This window comes from Nocardioides sp. HB32 (genome assembly GCF_054058995.1).
In genome coordinates, this window is the sequence record NZ_JBSSBS010000001.1 from 753987 (window position 1) to 767809 (window position 13823).

The window sequence follows — 13823 nt, forward strand, 5'->3', positions numbered from 1 at the left end:
GGACACCGTCCCGGCGGGGCGGTGTCGTTCACTGGCTGTAGTGCGCCCAGATGGTCTGGAAGTGGCGGCTGTACGCCGCGAGCGCCGAGGCGAACGGGACCCGCACGGTGACCTCGTCGTTGAACCGCGAGACGTTGGACCAGTTCTCCGAACCGGTCCACACCCCCTTGAACGGGTGCCCGGCCCAGGTCCCGGACAGCGACATCCACTTCTCGTGGGAGAAGACCTCCCAGCCCGTGTCGTCGAAGCCCGTGAGGGGGTCGTCGTCGAGGTCGAGTGCGGACCTCCGGATGGCGACGCCGGACCTGTGCAGCACGGCGTGCACCCTGCGCCCGGCACCGCTGACCAGCACCAGGACCCGGCACCCGGCCCGCGAGAGCGCGGCGACCTTGCGGGCGAGCATCAGGCCGCGCGCACCCACCCAGCCGTACATCATGATCCGGATCGTGGTGTGACCGTTGTCGCCGTACCCGGCCGGCGCTCGGCAGCCCACCCGGTCGAGGCGCTGGTAGACGTGGTCCCTGGACCCGGTGGCGTGTGGGTCCGATCCGAACTCGACGGCGTACTGGCCGTCCTGGACCGCCACGTAGGGATGCTTCCGCCACCGGTCCTGCGCCATCTGCGCGAAGATCGTGCTGAAGTCGTCGAACATCTTCTGGTTGCCGAGTACCGTGTAGAGGTCGTTCCAGTGCACGTCGGCGGCGAAGCTCATGAGGTTGTTCGAGCCGAACATGACGACCGGCTTCCCGTTGCCGGTCGCGGAGAACAGGTAGAACTTGCTGTGCTGGTTCGACCGCTCGCTGCCCAGCCGGCAGGCGCCCTGGCAGACCTTGAAGAAGCTCGGCACCGGGTACGGCTTGCGCCTCGGGCCGTACTTCCTCGGGTGACACCGGTCCCGGAACCTCGGGTGCGTGTCCCGGCCGAGGTACCGGATCATGCGGTTGGCCTCGGCGCCGATCGCGTTGTCGTTCAGCACCAACTGGACCGACACGTGCCGTCGGCACGCGCGGATCAGGGCGTCACCGATGTCGCGGCGGTTGTAGGAGTAGACCGCGATCCTGATCACGCCGTTGCGCGGCACGCTGTCGATCGTGTTCCGCACCTTGGCCATGTTGACGTTGCGCGCCGTGTAGTCGCCCCGGGGGTTGTTCCACGTGGGTCCGGGGCGTGGCGTGAACGACGTCGCCGCGGCCACCGGACCCGTCGACAGGCACCCGAGAACGACCGCCAGCACGACCACAGCAACACGCTTGAGCACCCGATTCCCCCTGCCTGCACCCGCACGACTCCTGGATCGTAGGCGCGCGACGGCGGCGCCGGTGGGAGAAACGTCGGGGCTGCGGCATCCCTGCGGTCCAGACCGGTCCCGGGACGCGGTCTGGCTGCTGCGAGACACGGGTACGCCGGTCGTAACCCGCTCGACCGACCCGTCGTTGGGGTGGCACCGCGTCGCCACCCGCGACCCATCCCGAGATTGCGTCCGCCCATGAGCAAGCACTCCCTGCGGCGTGCCGCCGCGGTCACCACCGCACTGGCCGCCTGCCTCGCCACCGGGTTCACGACCCTGACCCTCCCGGCCACCGCCGCGCCGCGGGTCCCGGCGGCACCCGCGCTGTCCGTCGCCTTCGACGGCCAGACCGCGACGATCGTGCGCGGGGCCCAGTTCCCGGTCTCCGGGACCGTCGTCACCGCCGCGGAGAAGGGCGTGCCCGCGAGCTTCACGCTCGCGATCACCGACGCGAGCGGACAGGTCCTCGCCACGCAGGACGTCACCGCCGCCGGCGACGGCTCGTTCGCGACGACCGTCCCGGGCAAGGTCACCAGCGCGCTGCCGCGCACCGGCGAGGCCACGCACCTCGCCGTACGCGCCCTCGACGCGGAGTACGCCGACCGCCGGGTCGCCGACGCCGGGGCGGGCGACGTCGCGGTGCAGGCCGCGAGCGACGACCTCCAGGTCGAGGACAGCTTCGTGTCCTCGGTCGGCTGGGTGAAGCCGGGCGAGACGTACCCGTCGCGGATCATCGTGCGGAACCCGGCCGCCCTGCCGGTCACCGGCGCCTCGGTCACGGTGACCGCGCCGGAGGGCACCTCGTTCGTCGACGCCAGCGGCCCGGGCACCCACCCGGTCTCGCCGCGGTCGGTCACCTGGACGCTGCCGCCGGTGCCCGCCGCGAGCGGCACCTCCCCGGGCACCGTCACGCTCGTGCTGCAGAGCCGCGCCGACACGGTCGCCGCCGAGCCGACGGTCGTGTGGCGCGACCTCTCCACCACCGCGCGGCTCACCGCGCCCGGCACCAGCCAGACCGTCAGCTCCCACGGCCCCAAGGTGATCCCGCCGGGCGAGGCCTACGACACCGCGCGGTACGGCGACCGGCCGTTCCCGGTCATCCCCGTCGAGTACACCGACCGCTCCTACCTCGCCGACCACACCGGCGAGCAGCTCGAAGAGGTCATCGACTCGCCGGCCAGGCCCGGGTCGACGTACAACCTGTACCAGGAGATGTCGCTGGGCCAGCTGTTCCCCGACGGCAACGTGCCGTCGGCCGGGATCGCGACCGCCGGCTTCGACTACGGGCCTGGCTTCCCGTTCACGAAGACCGACCCGACCACGGTGTCGACGTGCGTCGGCGGCCTGACGTACGGCGACCTGCCCCAGCTGGCGGGCACCCCGGCGTACCCGGAGCGGATCACCAACGGCGTCTACAACCTGCCCGGCACCACCGGCTACTACGGGTCCGACGGCGCCGGCTCGGCGGTCGTCGGGTCCCTGACCGGCGTGGCCGCGCTGATGCAGATCGACAGCGGCTGCGGGCCGACGGGCAAGGTCGTGGCCGACGCCGCGGCGCTCGCCGACCCGGAGATCGACTACTCCGACTACGACACCGACAAGGACGGCGTGGTCGACTTCTTCATGGCCGTGTTCGCCGGCTGCGGCGGCAACGGCGCCTCCCAGCTGGGCGCGTGCACCAGCGACCCGCAGGACGCGCTGCCCTACGACAACATCTGGCCGCACAGCTCCTCGCTCGAGTACACCTACAGCGACCCGGCGACCGGCCTGCCCGGCTTCGTCACCGACGACCAGCTCAAGGACCTCGAGGGCAGGCCGCTGTGGTGGACCGACGACACCTACAAGGACATGACGACCACCGACAAGGGCGATGCGCTCAAGGTCTTCGTCCGCGTCGGGCCCTACAACCTCAACCCCGAGACGGCGATCGACAAGGCGAGCGTGATCTCGCACGAGTACGGCCACTCCCTCGGCCTGCCCGACTTCTACTCCCTGGGCAGCCGTGAGACGTACGGCGACTGGAACCTGATGGCCACCGACAAGTCGCAGGACATGGACGCGTACTCGCGCCAGGAGCTCGGCTGGGTCGTCCCGCGGGTGCTCGGCCCGGGCACGCAGACGGTCAACGACTGGACCGACTCCAAGGAGGACACCGGCGAGATCCGCTGGCGGACCAAGGACGGCACGCCGTACACCCTGGTGAACGGGCGGGACGGCACCGTGCACAACTCCGAGATGTACGTCGCGAAGCTGCCCGGCCGCCAGCTGCTCGATCCCGCCAAGTTCGACACCGGTGACAAGGCGAGCAAGTCCCACGCCTGGTACTCCGGGTCGGGCAACGACTTCGGCTGTGCGACCGACGACGGCGGGCACAACCTCGACGTCGCGATCCCCGGCATCAAGGACCTGCCGGCCGGTTCGACGCTCCAGCTCGACCTGAAGTCGATGTTCGACACCGAGTGGGACTTCGACTACGGGTTCGTGCTGACGTCGAAGGACGGCGGCAAGACGTTCGCGTCGCACGCCTCGGAGCGCAGCACCCCGACGACCACGGCCGGCACGTCCAACCCGAACCAGAACGCCTGCCAGTCGGCGTACGGCAACGGCATCACCGGCTCGAGCGGGTCCTACACCGACCCGGTCACCGTCCAGCTGGACCGCACGGCCGGCAACTACCCGGCGTCGGAGTTCCTGGCCGACACCTTCGACATCTCCGACCTGGTCGGCGCGGCCGCCCCGGTGCTGCGGTTCAGCTACTCGACCGACCCGGGCGTCGCGCGGCCGGGCTGGTTCATCGACGACCTGAAGGTCACCGCGACCACGCCGAGCGGCCAGCAAGTGCTGCTGCAGACCGACCTCGAGAAGGACGGCGGGCCGAACGATCCGCGGATCTTCAACGGCGGCTGCCAGGCCGACAACCCGGGCGGTGACTGCACCAAGGGCTGGCAGTACGTCGCGGCCGGTGAGCAGGCGAGCTTCGACCACGCCTACTACCTGGAGATGCGGGACCGCTCCGGCTTCGACCTCGACGGGCACGGCCAGATCGACCGCGACCCGATCGGCTTCGAGCCCGGTCTCTACCTCTCCTACACCGACGAGGCGCACGGGTACGGCAACGCCGGCACCGACGACCCGCCGGCCCAATCGCCTCTCGACTCGACGCCCGAGCCCGGCAACGACACCCCGGACCTGAACGACGCCGCGTTCACGGCGGCGGCCGCCAGGTCGTCGTACTCGGACGCAAGGTCGGCCCCCCACGTCGACAACTACGCGGACCCGTCGTCGGCGTCCGGGAACTGGGAGTTCGGCTACGACTGCCTGGCGTTCAAGGTGCTGTCGATGACCGGCAACGCCAACGGCCCGGCGACCTCGAACGGCGACCTGACCGGCTCGGTGCGGTTCACGATGAGCGACGGCTGCGGCGACTTCGACTACGGCTACGCGCCCGTGGTCGCGCCCGCGAACACCGCGCCGGTCGCCCACGCCGCGGCCGACCGGTCGACGGCCGGCACCGGCCAGCAGGTGACGTTCACCGGCAGCGGCAGCCGTGACGCCGAGACGCCGGACGACCTCGACTACAGCTGGGACTTCGGCGACGGCGGCTCCACCAAGGACGCCACCGGCGAGGTCGTGAAGCACCCCTTCTCCCGGGCCGGCACCTACGACGTGACGCTGCTGGTCACCGACCCGTCCGGCGCGACCGACACCGACGCCGTCCGGGTGGTCGTCACCCAGGGCCCGCCACCGAAGCAGACGATCGTGCAGTGCGGCTCCAAGCAGGTCACGCGGACCGGCAACTGGCGCAACGTCCGGGCGGCCTCGGCGCCGGGCGGCCGCTACTGCGACAACCTCGGCAAGGGCAAGGGTCGCGACACCATGACGCTCACCAGCGTCGGCGGTGCCCTGGACGTCCTCTTCGGCAAGGCGACCGGTGGCGGCCGCGCGAAGCTGCTGGTCGACGGCACCGAGGTCTCGACCTTCCGCTTCCGCGGCGCATCCAGGAAGCCGGCGTTCGTCCACCGGAAGCTCACCGGCCTCGGCTCCGGCCCGCACCGCGTGAAGCTGGTCGTGACGAAGGGACACGCGTACCTGAAGTCCTTCCGCTTCTAGCGGGCCCTCCGCTGCGCGTAGACCGTCGAGTGACGTGAACTGGCTGTGAATCTGCCCCGATCACAGCCAGTTCGCGTCACTCGACGGGGAATCCACAGGCCCGCGGGACCCCGGTTTCCTCCACAACCGGACCCGGGCATCGGCTCCGCATGCCGCACCGCTGGGATCCCGTCGCGCCGCCCGTCCCGACCTTGGTGCGCCCGGTCCGCATCGATCCCGCCGGACGGACCGGCCCGACCCGAGGACAGGCCCGCGGGCCGGCGTGGCAGTCCGTCGGTCCCGGGCTCGTGGTGGCCGCGACCGCCGGGCACAGCTTCGAGCAGCGGATCGTGGAGGCGCACGCCCGGGTCGGGGACCGCGCGGTCATCACCGGCGCCGCGGCCCTGCGGCTGCACGGCGCCGGCTTCTTCGACGGGCTGGCTCGCGACGGTCGCACCCGGCTGCCGGTGCAGGTGGCGGCGAACGGCGAACGCCTCGGATCCGACGACGCCATCACGGTGCTCAGGTACACGGTCCCGCCGGACGAGGTGGTCCTGCTCCACGGGGTCCCGTGCACGACCGTCGAGCGCGCGCTGTTCGACGAGATGCGGCGGATCGGCCACGTGCGCGAGATGGCTGTCGCCGTCGGCGCGGTGTGCGCCGCGCGGCTGACGTCGGTGAAGCGGATGCGGTTGTACGCCGCCACCCGGCGCTGGTACCGCGACGTCAGGGTCGTCCGCGAGGCCGTCGAGATGGCGGTCGAGGGCTGCCGGTCACCTCAGGAGGACCGGTTCCGGATGATCTGGGAGTACGACGCCGGCTGGGGCCGGCCGCTCCTCAACCGGTCGATCCTGGACCGGCACGGTCACCTGGTCGCCGTACCGGACCTGCTCGACGCGAAGCGCGGCGTGGTCGGCGAGTACGCCGGCGCCGACCACCGCGACATCGACCGGCACGAAGCGGACATCGAACGGGAGGCCGCAATCCGCGGCGTCGGCCTCGAGTACGTCGAGGTCGTCGCCGGGGACCTCCGCTCCAGTGCCCGCGTGGTCGGACGGATGGAGGACGCGTTGGCCCGCACCGGGCGGCTGCCCCAGCTCTGGACGTTGGGCCCGGCTCCCTCACCCACCCTCGACGAGCTCCTCGACCGGCGTGACGGGCTCGTCGAGTGACGCGAGATGGCTGGAATCCGGGCCGAATGACAGCCAGTTCGCGTCACTCGACGGGGAATGACCTAGCGCGCGGCCCACCAGGCGAGCAGCGCAGCGGCGGCGTCCTCCCCGGACATCGGGCCGTGGTCCATCCGCAGCTCCAGCAGGAACGAGTACGCCGCGCCGACGTCGCGCCCCGGACCGATGCCGAGGATCGACATGATCTGGTTGCCGTCCAGGTCCGGGCGGATCGAGGCGAGCTCCTCCTGCTCCGACAGCCGCGCGATCCGCTCCTCGAGGTCGTCGTAGGTGCGCTGGAGCAACTCGGCCTTGCGCCGGTTCCGGGTGGTGGAGTCGGCGCGCGTGAGGATGTGCAGCCGCTCGAGCTGGTCCCCGGCGTCCCGCACGTAGCGGCGTACGGCGGAGTCGGTCCACTCACCGGAGCCGTAGCCGTGGAACCGCAGGTGCAGCTCGACCAGCTTGCTGACCGCGTCGGTGTCGTCGTTGGAGAACCGCAGCGCCTTCATCCGCTTCCGCGTCATCTTCGCGCCGACCACGTCGTGGTGGTGGAAGGTCACGGTGCCGTCGTCGAGGAACCGCCGGGTGCGCGGCTTGCCCACGTCGTGCATCAGGGCAGCGAAGCGCGCCACGAAGTCCGGTCCGCCGCCGGGCAGCCGCGACTCGAGGTCGATCGCCTGCTCCAGCACCGTGAGCGTGTGCTCGTAGACGTCCTTGTGCCGGTGGTGCTCGTCGCGCTCGAGCTTCAGCGCGGGCAGCTCCGGCAGCACCAGCTCGGCCAGCCCGGTGTCGACCAGCAGCGCCAGCCCGAGCCGGGGGTACGGCGCGGTGACCAGCTTCACCAGCTCGTCGCGGACCCGCTCGGCCGAGATGATCTCGATCCGCCCCGCCATCTCGGTCATCGCCGTCACCACGGACGGGTCGACGGAGAACCCGAGCTGCGCCGCGAACCGCGCGGCCCGCATCATCCGCAGCGGGTCGTCGGAGAAGGAGTCCTCCGGTCGCCCCGGCGTCCGGAGCACCTGGTTCGCGAGGTCGACCACGCCGCCGTACGGGTCCTCGAGCTCGCGACCGGGCACCAGCACGGCCATCGCGTTCACCGTGAAGTCGCGGCGGCCGAGGTCACCGGCCAGCGTGTGGCCGAAGTCGACCTCCGGCTTGCGCGAGGAGGGGTCGTACGCCTCGGACCGGTAGGTCGTGATCTCCACCTGCCACGGCCCGCGCCGGCAGCCGATGGTGCCGAACGCACGCCCCATGTCCCAGATCGCGTCCGCCCAGCCCTTGAGCAGCCGCTCGGTCTCATCGGGCCGCGCGGAGGTCGCGAGGTCGAGGTCGTTGTGCTGCCGCCCGAGCATCGCGTCGCGCACCGGACCGCCGACCAGCGCCAGCTCGTGACCGGCGGCGGCGAACCGTCGGCCGAGGTCGTCGATGACCGGCGCGATCCGGTCCAGCTCGACCGCGACGGCGCGCTGGACGTCGGCCATCTGGGGCGGAGGAGGCGGGGCGTCGGGCACGGGCCAGCAGTCTAGTGGCGACGGGGTGGGCCGCCGATTCGGCACAGCCCGGGCCAGTAGAGTCGCGGGCGTGCTTCGCCCGGTGTCGCTGCTTCCTGCCCTCGTGGTGGTGGCGACCCTCCTCGGCTTCGGCACGGGCACCGCGGAGGCCTCGGCACCCCGGCAGGCCCGGCAGGAGGCCGTCCGTACGCCGCTCGCGGTCAGCATCGACAGCCTCGCGCCGTCGGTGATCCCGAAGCGGGGGCCGGTCACGGTCACCGGCACGGTCACGAACCGCGACGACGAGACGTGGACCGACATCAGCGTCTACGCGTTCGTCTCCGCCACGCCGATGACGACGGCGTCCGAGCTCGCCGACGCCGCCGCGATCGGGCCGAGCCAGCCCGTGGGCGACCGGATCCTGGACACCGGCAGCTACGACGACACGATCGGCGAGCTGGCCCCCGGTGAGAGCCGGCAGTACTCCCTCGAGGTCTCGCACGCGGTGCTGGCCAGCCACATCTCCGGCGGCCCGGGCGTCTACTGGTTCGGCGCCCACGCCCTGGGCTTCAACGCCGAGGGCGGCGACTCCAACGCCGACGGCCGGGCCCGCACCTTCCTGCCGCTGGTGCCGCCGACCGACAAGTCCGTCGACACCGCGCTCGTCATCCCGGTCCGCGGGCTGGTCACGCACGCGCCGGACGGGTCGATCGGCAGCCTGGACCGCTGGAACGAGCAGCTGGCCCCGGGTGGCTCGCTCCGCTCGCTCGTCGACCTGGGGGTCGCCGCCGGCTCCCGCCCGGTCAGCTGGCTGGTCGACCCGTCGGTCGTCGACGCCGCCCGTCGGCTCGCCGCCGGCAACCCCGGTCGCTCGCTCGAACCGACCGTGGGCGAGGCCCCGGACGAGGGCGGCGCCAGCGGGTCGCCGTCGCCCAGCCCGTCGCCGTCGAGCGGCACCGAGGATGACGACAGCGACCTGAGCGCCAGCGCGGCAGCCGCCGCCGGCGCGGCGACGGACTGGCTGGAGCGCCTGCACGAGGGCCTCCAGGGCGGCGAGATCCTGAGCCTGCCGTACGGCGACGTGGACGTCGCGGCGTCGGCCGCCCACGACCGGCGGGTCTACCGGCAGGCGCGCAAGCGATCGGCCGGCGACCTGCAGCCGTGGGGCCTGCCCACCACGCCGGCCGTGTCCTCGCCCACCGGGTACCTCGACACGGCCGGCATCCGCTCGGTCGAGTCGGCCGCGACGCTGCTGCTCACCGACCGGATGTTCGGCCCGCACGCGCCCGCGGTCGCGCACGCCGCCGGCCACACGGTCGGCGTCACGTCGTCCGGCGCGGTGGCCGGCGGGCCCGGTCCCGACGACCGGCTGGCGCCGCTCGCGGTCCGGCAGCGCATCCTCAGCGAGGCCGCGATCCGGGTGCTCACGCCGGGGCGGAAGCCGCTGATCGTGGTCTTCCCGCCCACCTGGTCGCCGGACGAGGTGTCCGGCTTCTGGGAGGGCCTCGACGTCGACTGGCTGAACCTCACCACGGTCGCCGACGCGATGCAGCGGGAGGGGACCGACGTCCCCGCCGACCGGCTCGACTACCCCGGGAACCAGGCGAAGCTCGAGCTGGACCCCGCGTCGTTCGCCGCCGCCGACGACCTCGTGCAGGCCGGCGACTCCCTCCAGAACCTCTTGACCCGCAACGACCAGGTCGCCACCGAGGTCCGCGACGAGGCGATGACCGACCTCTCGTACTCGAGCCGGCTGCGGCCGGACAGCGCCCGCGCGTCCGCCGACCAGTCGCGCACCTGGATCGAGAGCAAGCTCCGCTCCGTGACGGTGGACGCGCCCAAGGCGGTGATCCTCTCCAGCGGCAGCGGCCGGTTCGCGGCCACCGTCACCAACAAGCTCGACCAGCCCGTCAGCGTCAAGATCCAGGCCATCTCCGACGCGCCGCTGCGGATCTCGGTGCCGGGCGAGACCATCGACCTCGGTCCCGAGCGGAGCACGACCGTGCTCCTCAACGCGTCCTCCTCGGCGATCGGCATCCGGAACGTGACGCTGCTGCTCACCGACACCGACGGCGTACCCCTCGGCTCGTCCGACGACGTCCCGATCCGGTCCAACCGGGTGAGCAACGTGATCTGGCTGATCCTCGGCACCGGCGTCGCGCTGCTCTTCGGTGCGATCGTCGTCCGGCTCTTCCGCCGGGTCAGGGCGGCGAGGGGCGCATGAGCGACGAGCAGCAGACCGAGCAGCAGCGGGTCCTCGCCAACAGTGCGGTGATGGCCGCCGGCACGATCGTGTCGCGGATGAGCGGCTTCGTCCGGTCCGCGCTGCTCGCCGCGGCGCTCGGCGCCAAGCTGCACGCCGACCTCTTCACGATCGCGAACACGATCCCGAACATGCTCTACATCCTGCTCGCGGGCGGGGTGGTCAACGCGGTGCTCGTCCCCCAGCTGGTGCGGTCCATGCGCCACGACCCCGAGCGGGGGTACGGCGTACACGAGCCGGATCATCACGCTGGCCGGTCTCTTCCTCGGCGCGGTCACGGTGCTCCTGGTCGTGGCCGCTCCGTGGGTGATGGACCTGTTCCTGTCCAGCAGGTACGACGAGCCGGCGCTCGCCGAGCAGCGCGAGTCGATCGTCGCGTTCGCGCGGTTCTGCCTGCCGCAGGTGTTCTTCTACGGGATGTACGTGCTGGTCGGGCAGATCCTGAACGCCCGCGGCCGGTTCGGCCCGATGATGTGGGCGCCGATCGCGAACAACGTCATCTCGGTGGGCGTGCTGGTCGTCTACCTGTTCGTCTTCGGCCCGGCGCAGGGCAGCGAGGTCTTCGGCGCGTTCAGCCACCAGCAGGAGCTGCTGCTCGGGCTCGGGGCGACCGCCGGCATCGTCGCGCAGTTCGTGGTGCTGGTGCCGTACCTCCGCGCGTCCGGCTACCGCTACCGGCCGCGCTTCGACTACCGGCACACGGGCCTCGCCCACACCCTCCGGCTGGGTGTCTGGACGGTGCTGTTCGTGATCGTCAACCAGATCGCCTACACCGTCGTGGTCCGGCTGGCCGGCGGCGGCACGGCCTCGTCGGGCGACGGCACCGGCTACACGGTCTACTCCTCGACGTTCCTCATCATGATGGTGCCGCACTCGGTGGTGACCGTCTCGCTGGCGACCGCGATCCTCCCGCGGCTGTCGGCACGCGCCGCCGCGGACGACCGCGACGGCCTGGTCCACACGCTCACCGACACCCTGCGCACCGCACTCGCGGTGGTGATCCCGTTCGCGCTGCTGCTGCCGGTGATCGCGCCCGACCTGGCCCGGGTGATCTGGGGGTACGGCGCCGCCGCGAGCTCGACCGGCCTGTACGCCGCGTCGCTCGCGCTGTTCGGTGGGGGGCTGGTCTTCTTCACCGTGCACTACCTGATGCTCCGCGGCTTCTACGCGCTCGAGCTGAACCGTACGGTGTTCTGGATCCAGTGCGCGGTGGCCGCGACCAACATCGTGGCCGCGGTCTGGCTGGTGCACTCGGTCGACGCCGAGCACACCTCGCCCGCGCTGGTGGTCGCCTACTCCGCGTCGTACCTCGTCGGCTCGGTCGTCTCGTACGCCGTGCTCCGCCGCCGGCTCGGCGGCCTCCGCACCCCGACCCTGGTGCGGTTCCTGGCCCGGCTCGCGATCGCCGTGCTGGTCGCCACCGCTGCCGCGGCGCTGGCGGCGTACCTCCTCCACCGGCTGCAGGACGACCCGAACTGGGCCGTGGCCGGCGTCTGGGTGCTCCTCGTCGGCACCCTCGACGTCGTGGTGCTGGTGCTGATGGCGCGCGTGCTGCGGCTGCGCGAGGTGACGACCGTGGTCGACACGCTCACCAGCCGTGTCCCCCTGCTCCGCCGACCCTGACCCGCCTTACGATGGGCCCTGTCCGGGACTCGACGAGGGGAGCTGCGTGCCGAGCTCGATCCGGCCCGGCGAGGTGCTCGCCGACCGGTACCGCCTGATCGACCTGCTGACCGAGAGCAGCAGCGGCCGGTTCTGGCGAGCCCACGACAAGGTGCTGGAGCGCTACGTCACCCTGCACGTGATGGCGGAGGACGACCCGCACGCCGGGCCGCTGCTCGAGGCGGCCCGCCGGTCGGCCACGGTCCACGACCGCCGGCTGCTGCGGGTCCTGGACGCCGACCGCGCCGACGGCCTCGTGTACGTCGTCAACGAGTGGGGCTCCGGCGACTCCCTCGACATCATGCTGGCGGCCGAGGGTCCCCTGGACGCGCGCCGGGCCGCGTGGCTGGTCTCCGAGGTCGCGTCCTCGATCGCGGCCGGGCACGAGGCCGGTGTCTGCCACGGCCGGCTCGTGCCCGAGAACGTCCTCGTCGACCACGCGGGCGCGGTGCGGCTGATCGGCTTCGCCGTCGACGCCGCGATGTTCGACATCACCGCACGGCCCTCCACCGACGTCGCCGACCTCGGCGGTCTGCTGTACGCCGCGCTCACCGGCAAGTGGCCCGGTCCCTCGCGGTCGCAGGTGCCGCCGGCGCCCGTGGTGCAGGGCCGGGTGCTCCGGCCGCGGCAGGTCCGGGCCGGCATCCCCCGGCCGCTCGACGTCCTCTGCGACGAGGTCGTGAACCCCTACGCCGGCCACGACGGCTCGCGGCTGCGCGAGACCTACGACCTGGCCAGCGCCCAAGGCATCGCGGACTACCTGGCGACCTTCGTCGGCGACCCGACCGGGCTGGCCGAGGCCGAGGCCGCGCTCGGCCACCGCGACACGACCGAGACGATCTCGCTCCCGGCCATCAAGGACCCGCCGCCCCGGGCGCCGGAACCCGAGCCCGCACCGGAGCCGGACCCGGAGCCCGCCCCGGTGTCGACCGAGCTGCCGACGGAGGCCGGGCTGCCGATCTTCGACGACGAGAACGACGACGTCTCCTGGGTAATGGCCCGCTCCGACCCGGCCCCGCCCCCGCCGCCGTTCGAGGACCCGCCCGAGCGTCCGCTCTTCGCCCCCGAGCCGGCCGAGGGCCCGGCCAGACGGCCGCGGCGACCCCTGCCGGCGGCGGCAAGCGCGGGGAGCGCGGCGTACTGGCCCTGGGACACCGGCTCCGGCCAGCCCACCGGCACCGGTACCGGTCTCACTCCAGCGGTCGAGGAGCCCGGGGACGACGAGGTCCCCGGCCGCAGCTGGCTGCGCCTGGCCGCGGCCATCGCGGCCGGCCTCCTGCTGCTCCTCGCGATCGTGGTCGCCTACAACCTGGGCCAGGGCCGCAGCCCGCTGGCCGTCCCGGTCGGCGGCGGCGACGGGGACCCGACCGCGACCAGCCAACCCGCCACCCAGCCGGCGGCACCGATCAGCGGGATCACGGCGCGGGACTTCGACCCCCAGGGCTCGCCGCCGTTCGACGAGCACCCCGAGCTCACCGGGCTCGCGGTCGACGGCAAGCCGGGCACCGCCTGGTCGACGATGACCTACGACCAGAACTTCGGTCCCGCCGGCCTCAAGACCGGGGTCGGCCTGGTCCTCGACCTCGGCAAGGCCCACGACGTCAGCGCGGTCGACCTGACCTTCCTCGGCGGCCCGACGGGCTACTCGCTGTACGTGACCGACCAGCCGCCGACCGCGGTCAAGGGGCTGACGCCGGTCGCGACCGGCACCTCGGCCGACGACGGCCACGCCCGGTCGGACCTGGACTCGCCCGTGAGCGGACGCTTCGTGACCGTGTGGCTCACCTCGATCCCGGCAGTCGACGGTGGCTTCCGCGGGCAGGTCGCCGAGGTGACGGTCCGCGGATGACCCCCTCCGG

General features: G+C 72.5%; 7 protein-coding genes and 2 pseudogenes. 6 read left to right on the plus strand and 3 right to left on the minus strand.

Features of this window, described 5'->3' with window-relative positions; genetic code table 11:
• Window positions 1-28 precede the first annotated feature (28 nt).
• Entirely contained in the window at window positions 29-1258 is a 1230-nt protein-coding gene (locus ACVW2K_RS03870; RefSeq protein WP_457201612.1) for a phospholipase D-like domain-containing protein, read from the minus strand.
• Between the two features lie 1878 nt (window positions 1259-3136).
• On the opposite strand from ACVW2K_RS03870, the pseudogene ACVW2K_RS03875 reads away from it, so the two are divergent.
• The 3 genes and pseudogenes from ACVW2K_RS03875 to ACVW2K_RS03885 form a co-directional block, all read left to right on the plus strand.
• Window positions 3137-3853: pseudogene (locus ACVW2K_RS03875) on the plus strand (immune inhibitor A domain-containing protein); the annotation flags it as partial.
• Between the two features lie 909 nt (window positions 3854-4762).
• Window positions 4763-5398, plus strand: a pseudogene (locus tag ACVW2K_RS03880) (PKD domain-containing protein); the annotation flags it as partial.
• Between the two features lie 149 nt (window positions 5399-5547).
• Window positions 5548-6549: a hypothetical protein gene (locus ACVW2K_RS03885; RefSeq protein WP_457201613.1), complete on the plus strand. Its 1002-nt coding sequence runs from the start codon at window positions 5548-5550 to the stop codon at window positions 6547-6549.
• 62 nt (window positions 6550-6611) lie between these two features.
• Here ACVW2K_RS03885 and ACVW2K_RS03890 read toward each other — a convergent pair whose 3' ends face one another.
• Entirely contained in the window at window positions 6612-8030 is a 1419-nt protein-coding gene (locus ACVW2K_RS03890) for a CCA tRNA nucleotidyltransferase (RefSeq protein WP_457204042.1), read from the minus strand.
• Between the two features lie 100 nt (window positions 8031-8130).
• On the opposite strand from ACVW2K_RS03890, the gene ACVW2K_RS03895 reads away from it, so the two are divergent.
• Window positions 8131-10263 (plus strand): DUF6049 family protein, encoded by a 2133-nt coding sequence (locus tag ACVW2K_RS03895; protein WP_457201614.1) that lies wholly within the window; start codon window positions 8131-8133, stop codon window positions 10261-10263.
• Here the strand turns inward: ACVW2K_RS03895 and ACVW2K_RS03900 are convergent.
• Window positions 10241-10435, minus strand: coding sequence for a hypothetical protein (locus tag ACVW2K_RS03900; protein ID WP_457201615.1), 195 nt, complete (start codon window positions 10433-10435; stop codon window positions 10241-10243). The two genes, ACVW2K_RS03895 and ACVW2K_RS03900, sit on opposite strands and share 23 nt — an antisense overlap.
• A 116-nt stretch (window positions 10436-10551) precedes the next feature.
• Here ACVW2K_RS03900 and murJ point away from each other — a divergent pair, with 116 nt between their 5' ends.
• Window positions 10552-11925, plus strand: coding sequence for a murein biosynthesis integral membrane protein MurJ (gene murJ, locus ACVW2K_RS03905; RefSeq protein ID WP_457204043.1), 1374 nt, complete (start codon window positions 10552-10554; stop codon window positions 11923-11925).
• Window positions 11926-11971: 46 nt separating this feature from the next.
• A complete protein-coding gene (locus ACVW2K_RS03910; protein WP_028637872.1) occupies window positions 11972-13813 on the plus strand; it encodes a protein kinase family protein in 1842 nt (613 codons plus the stop codon).
• Window positions 13814-13823 lie beyond the last annotated feature (10 nt).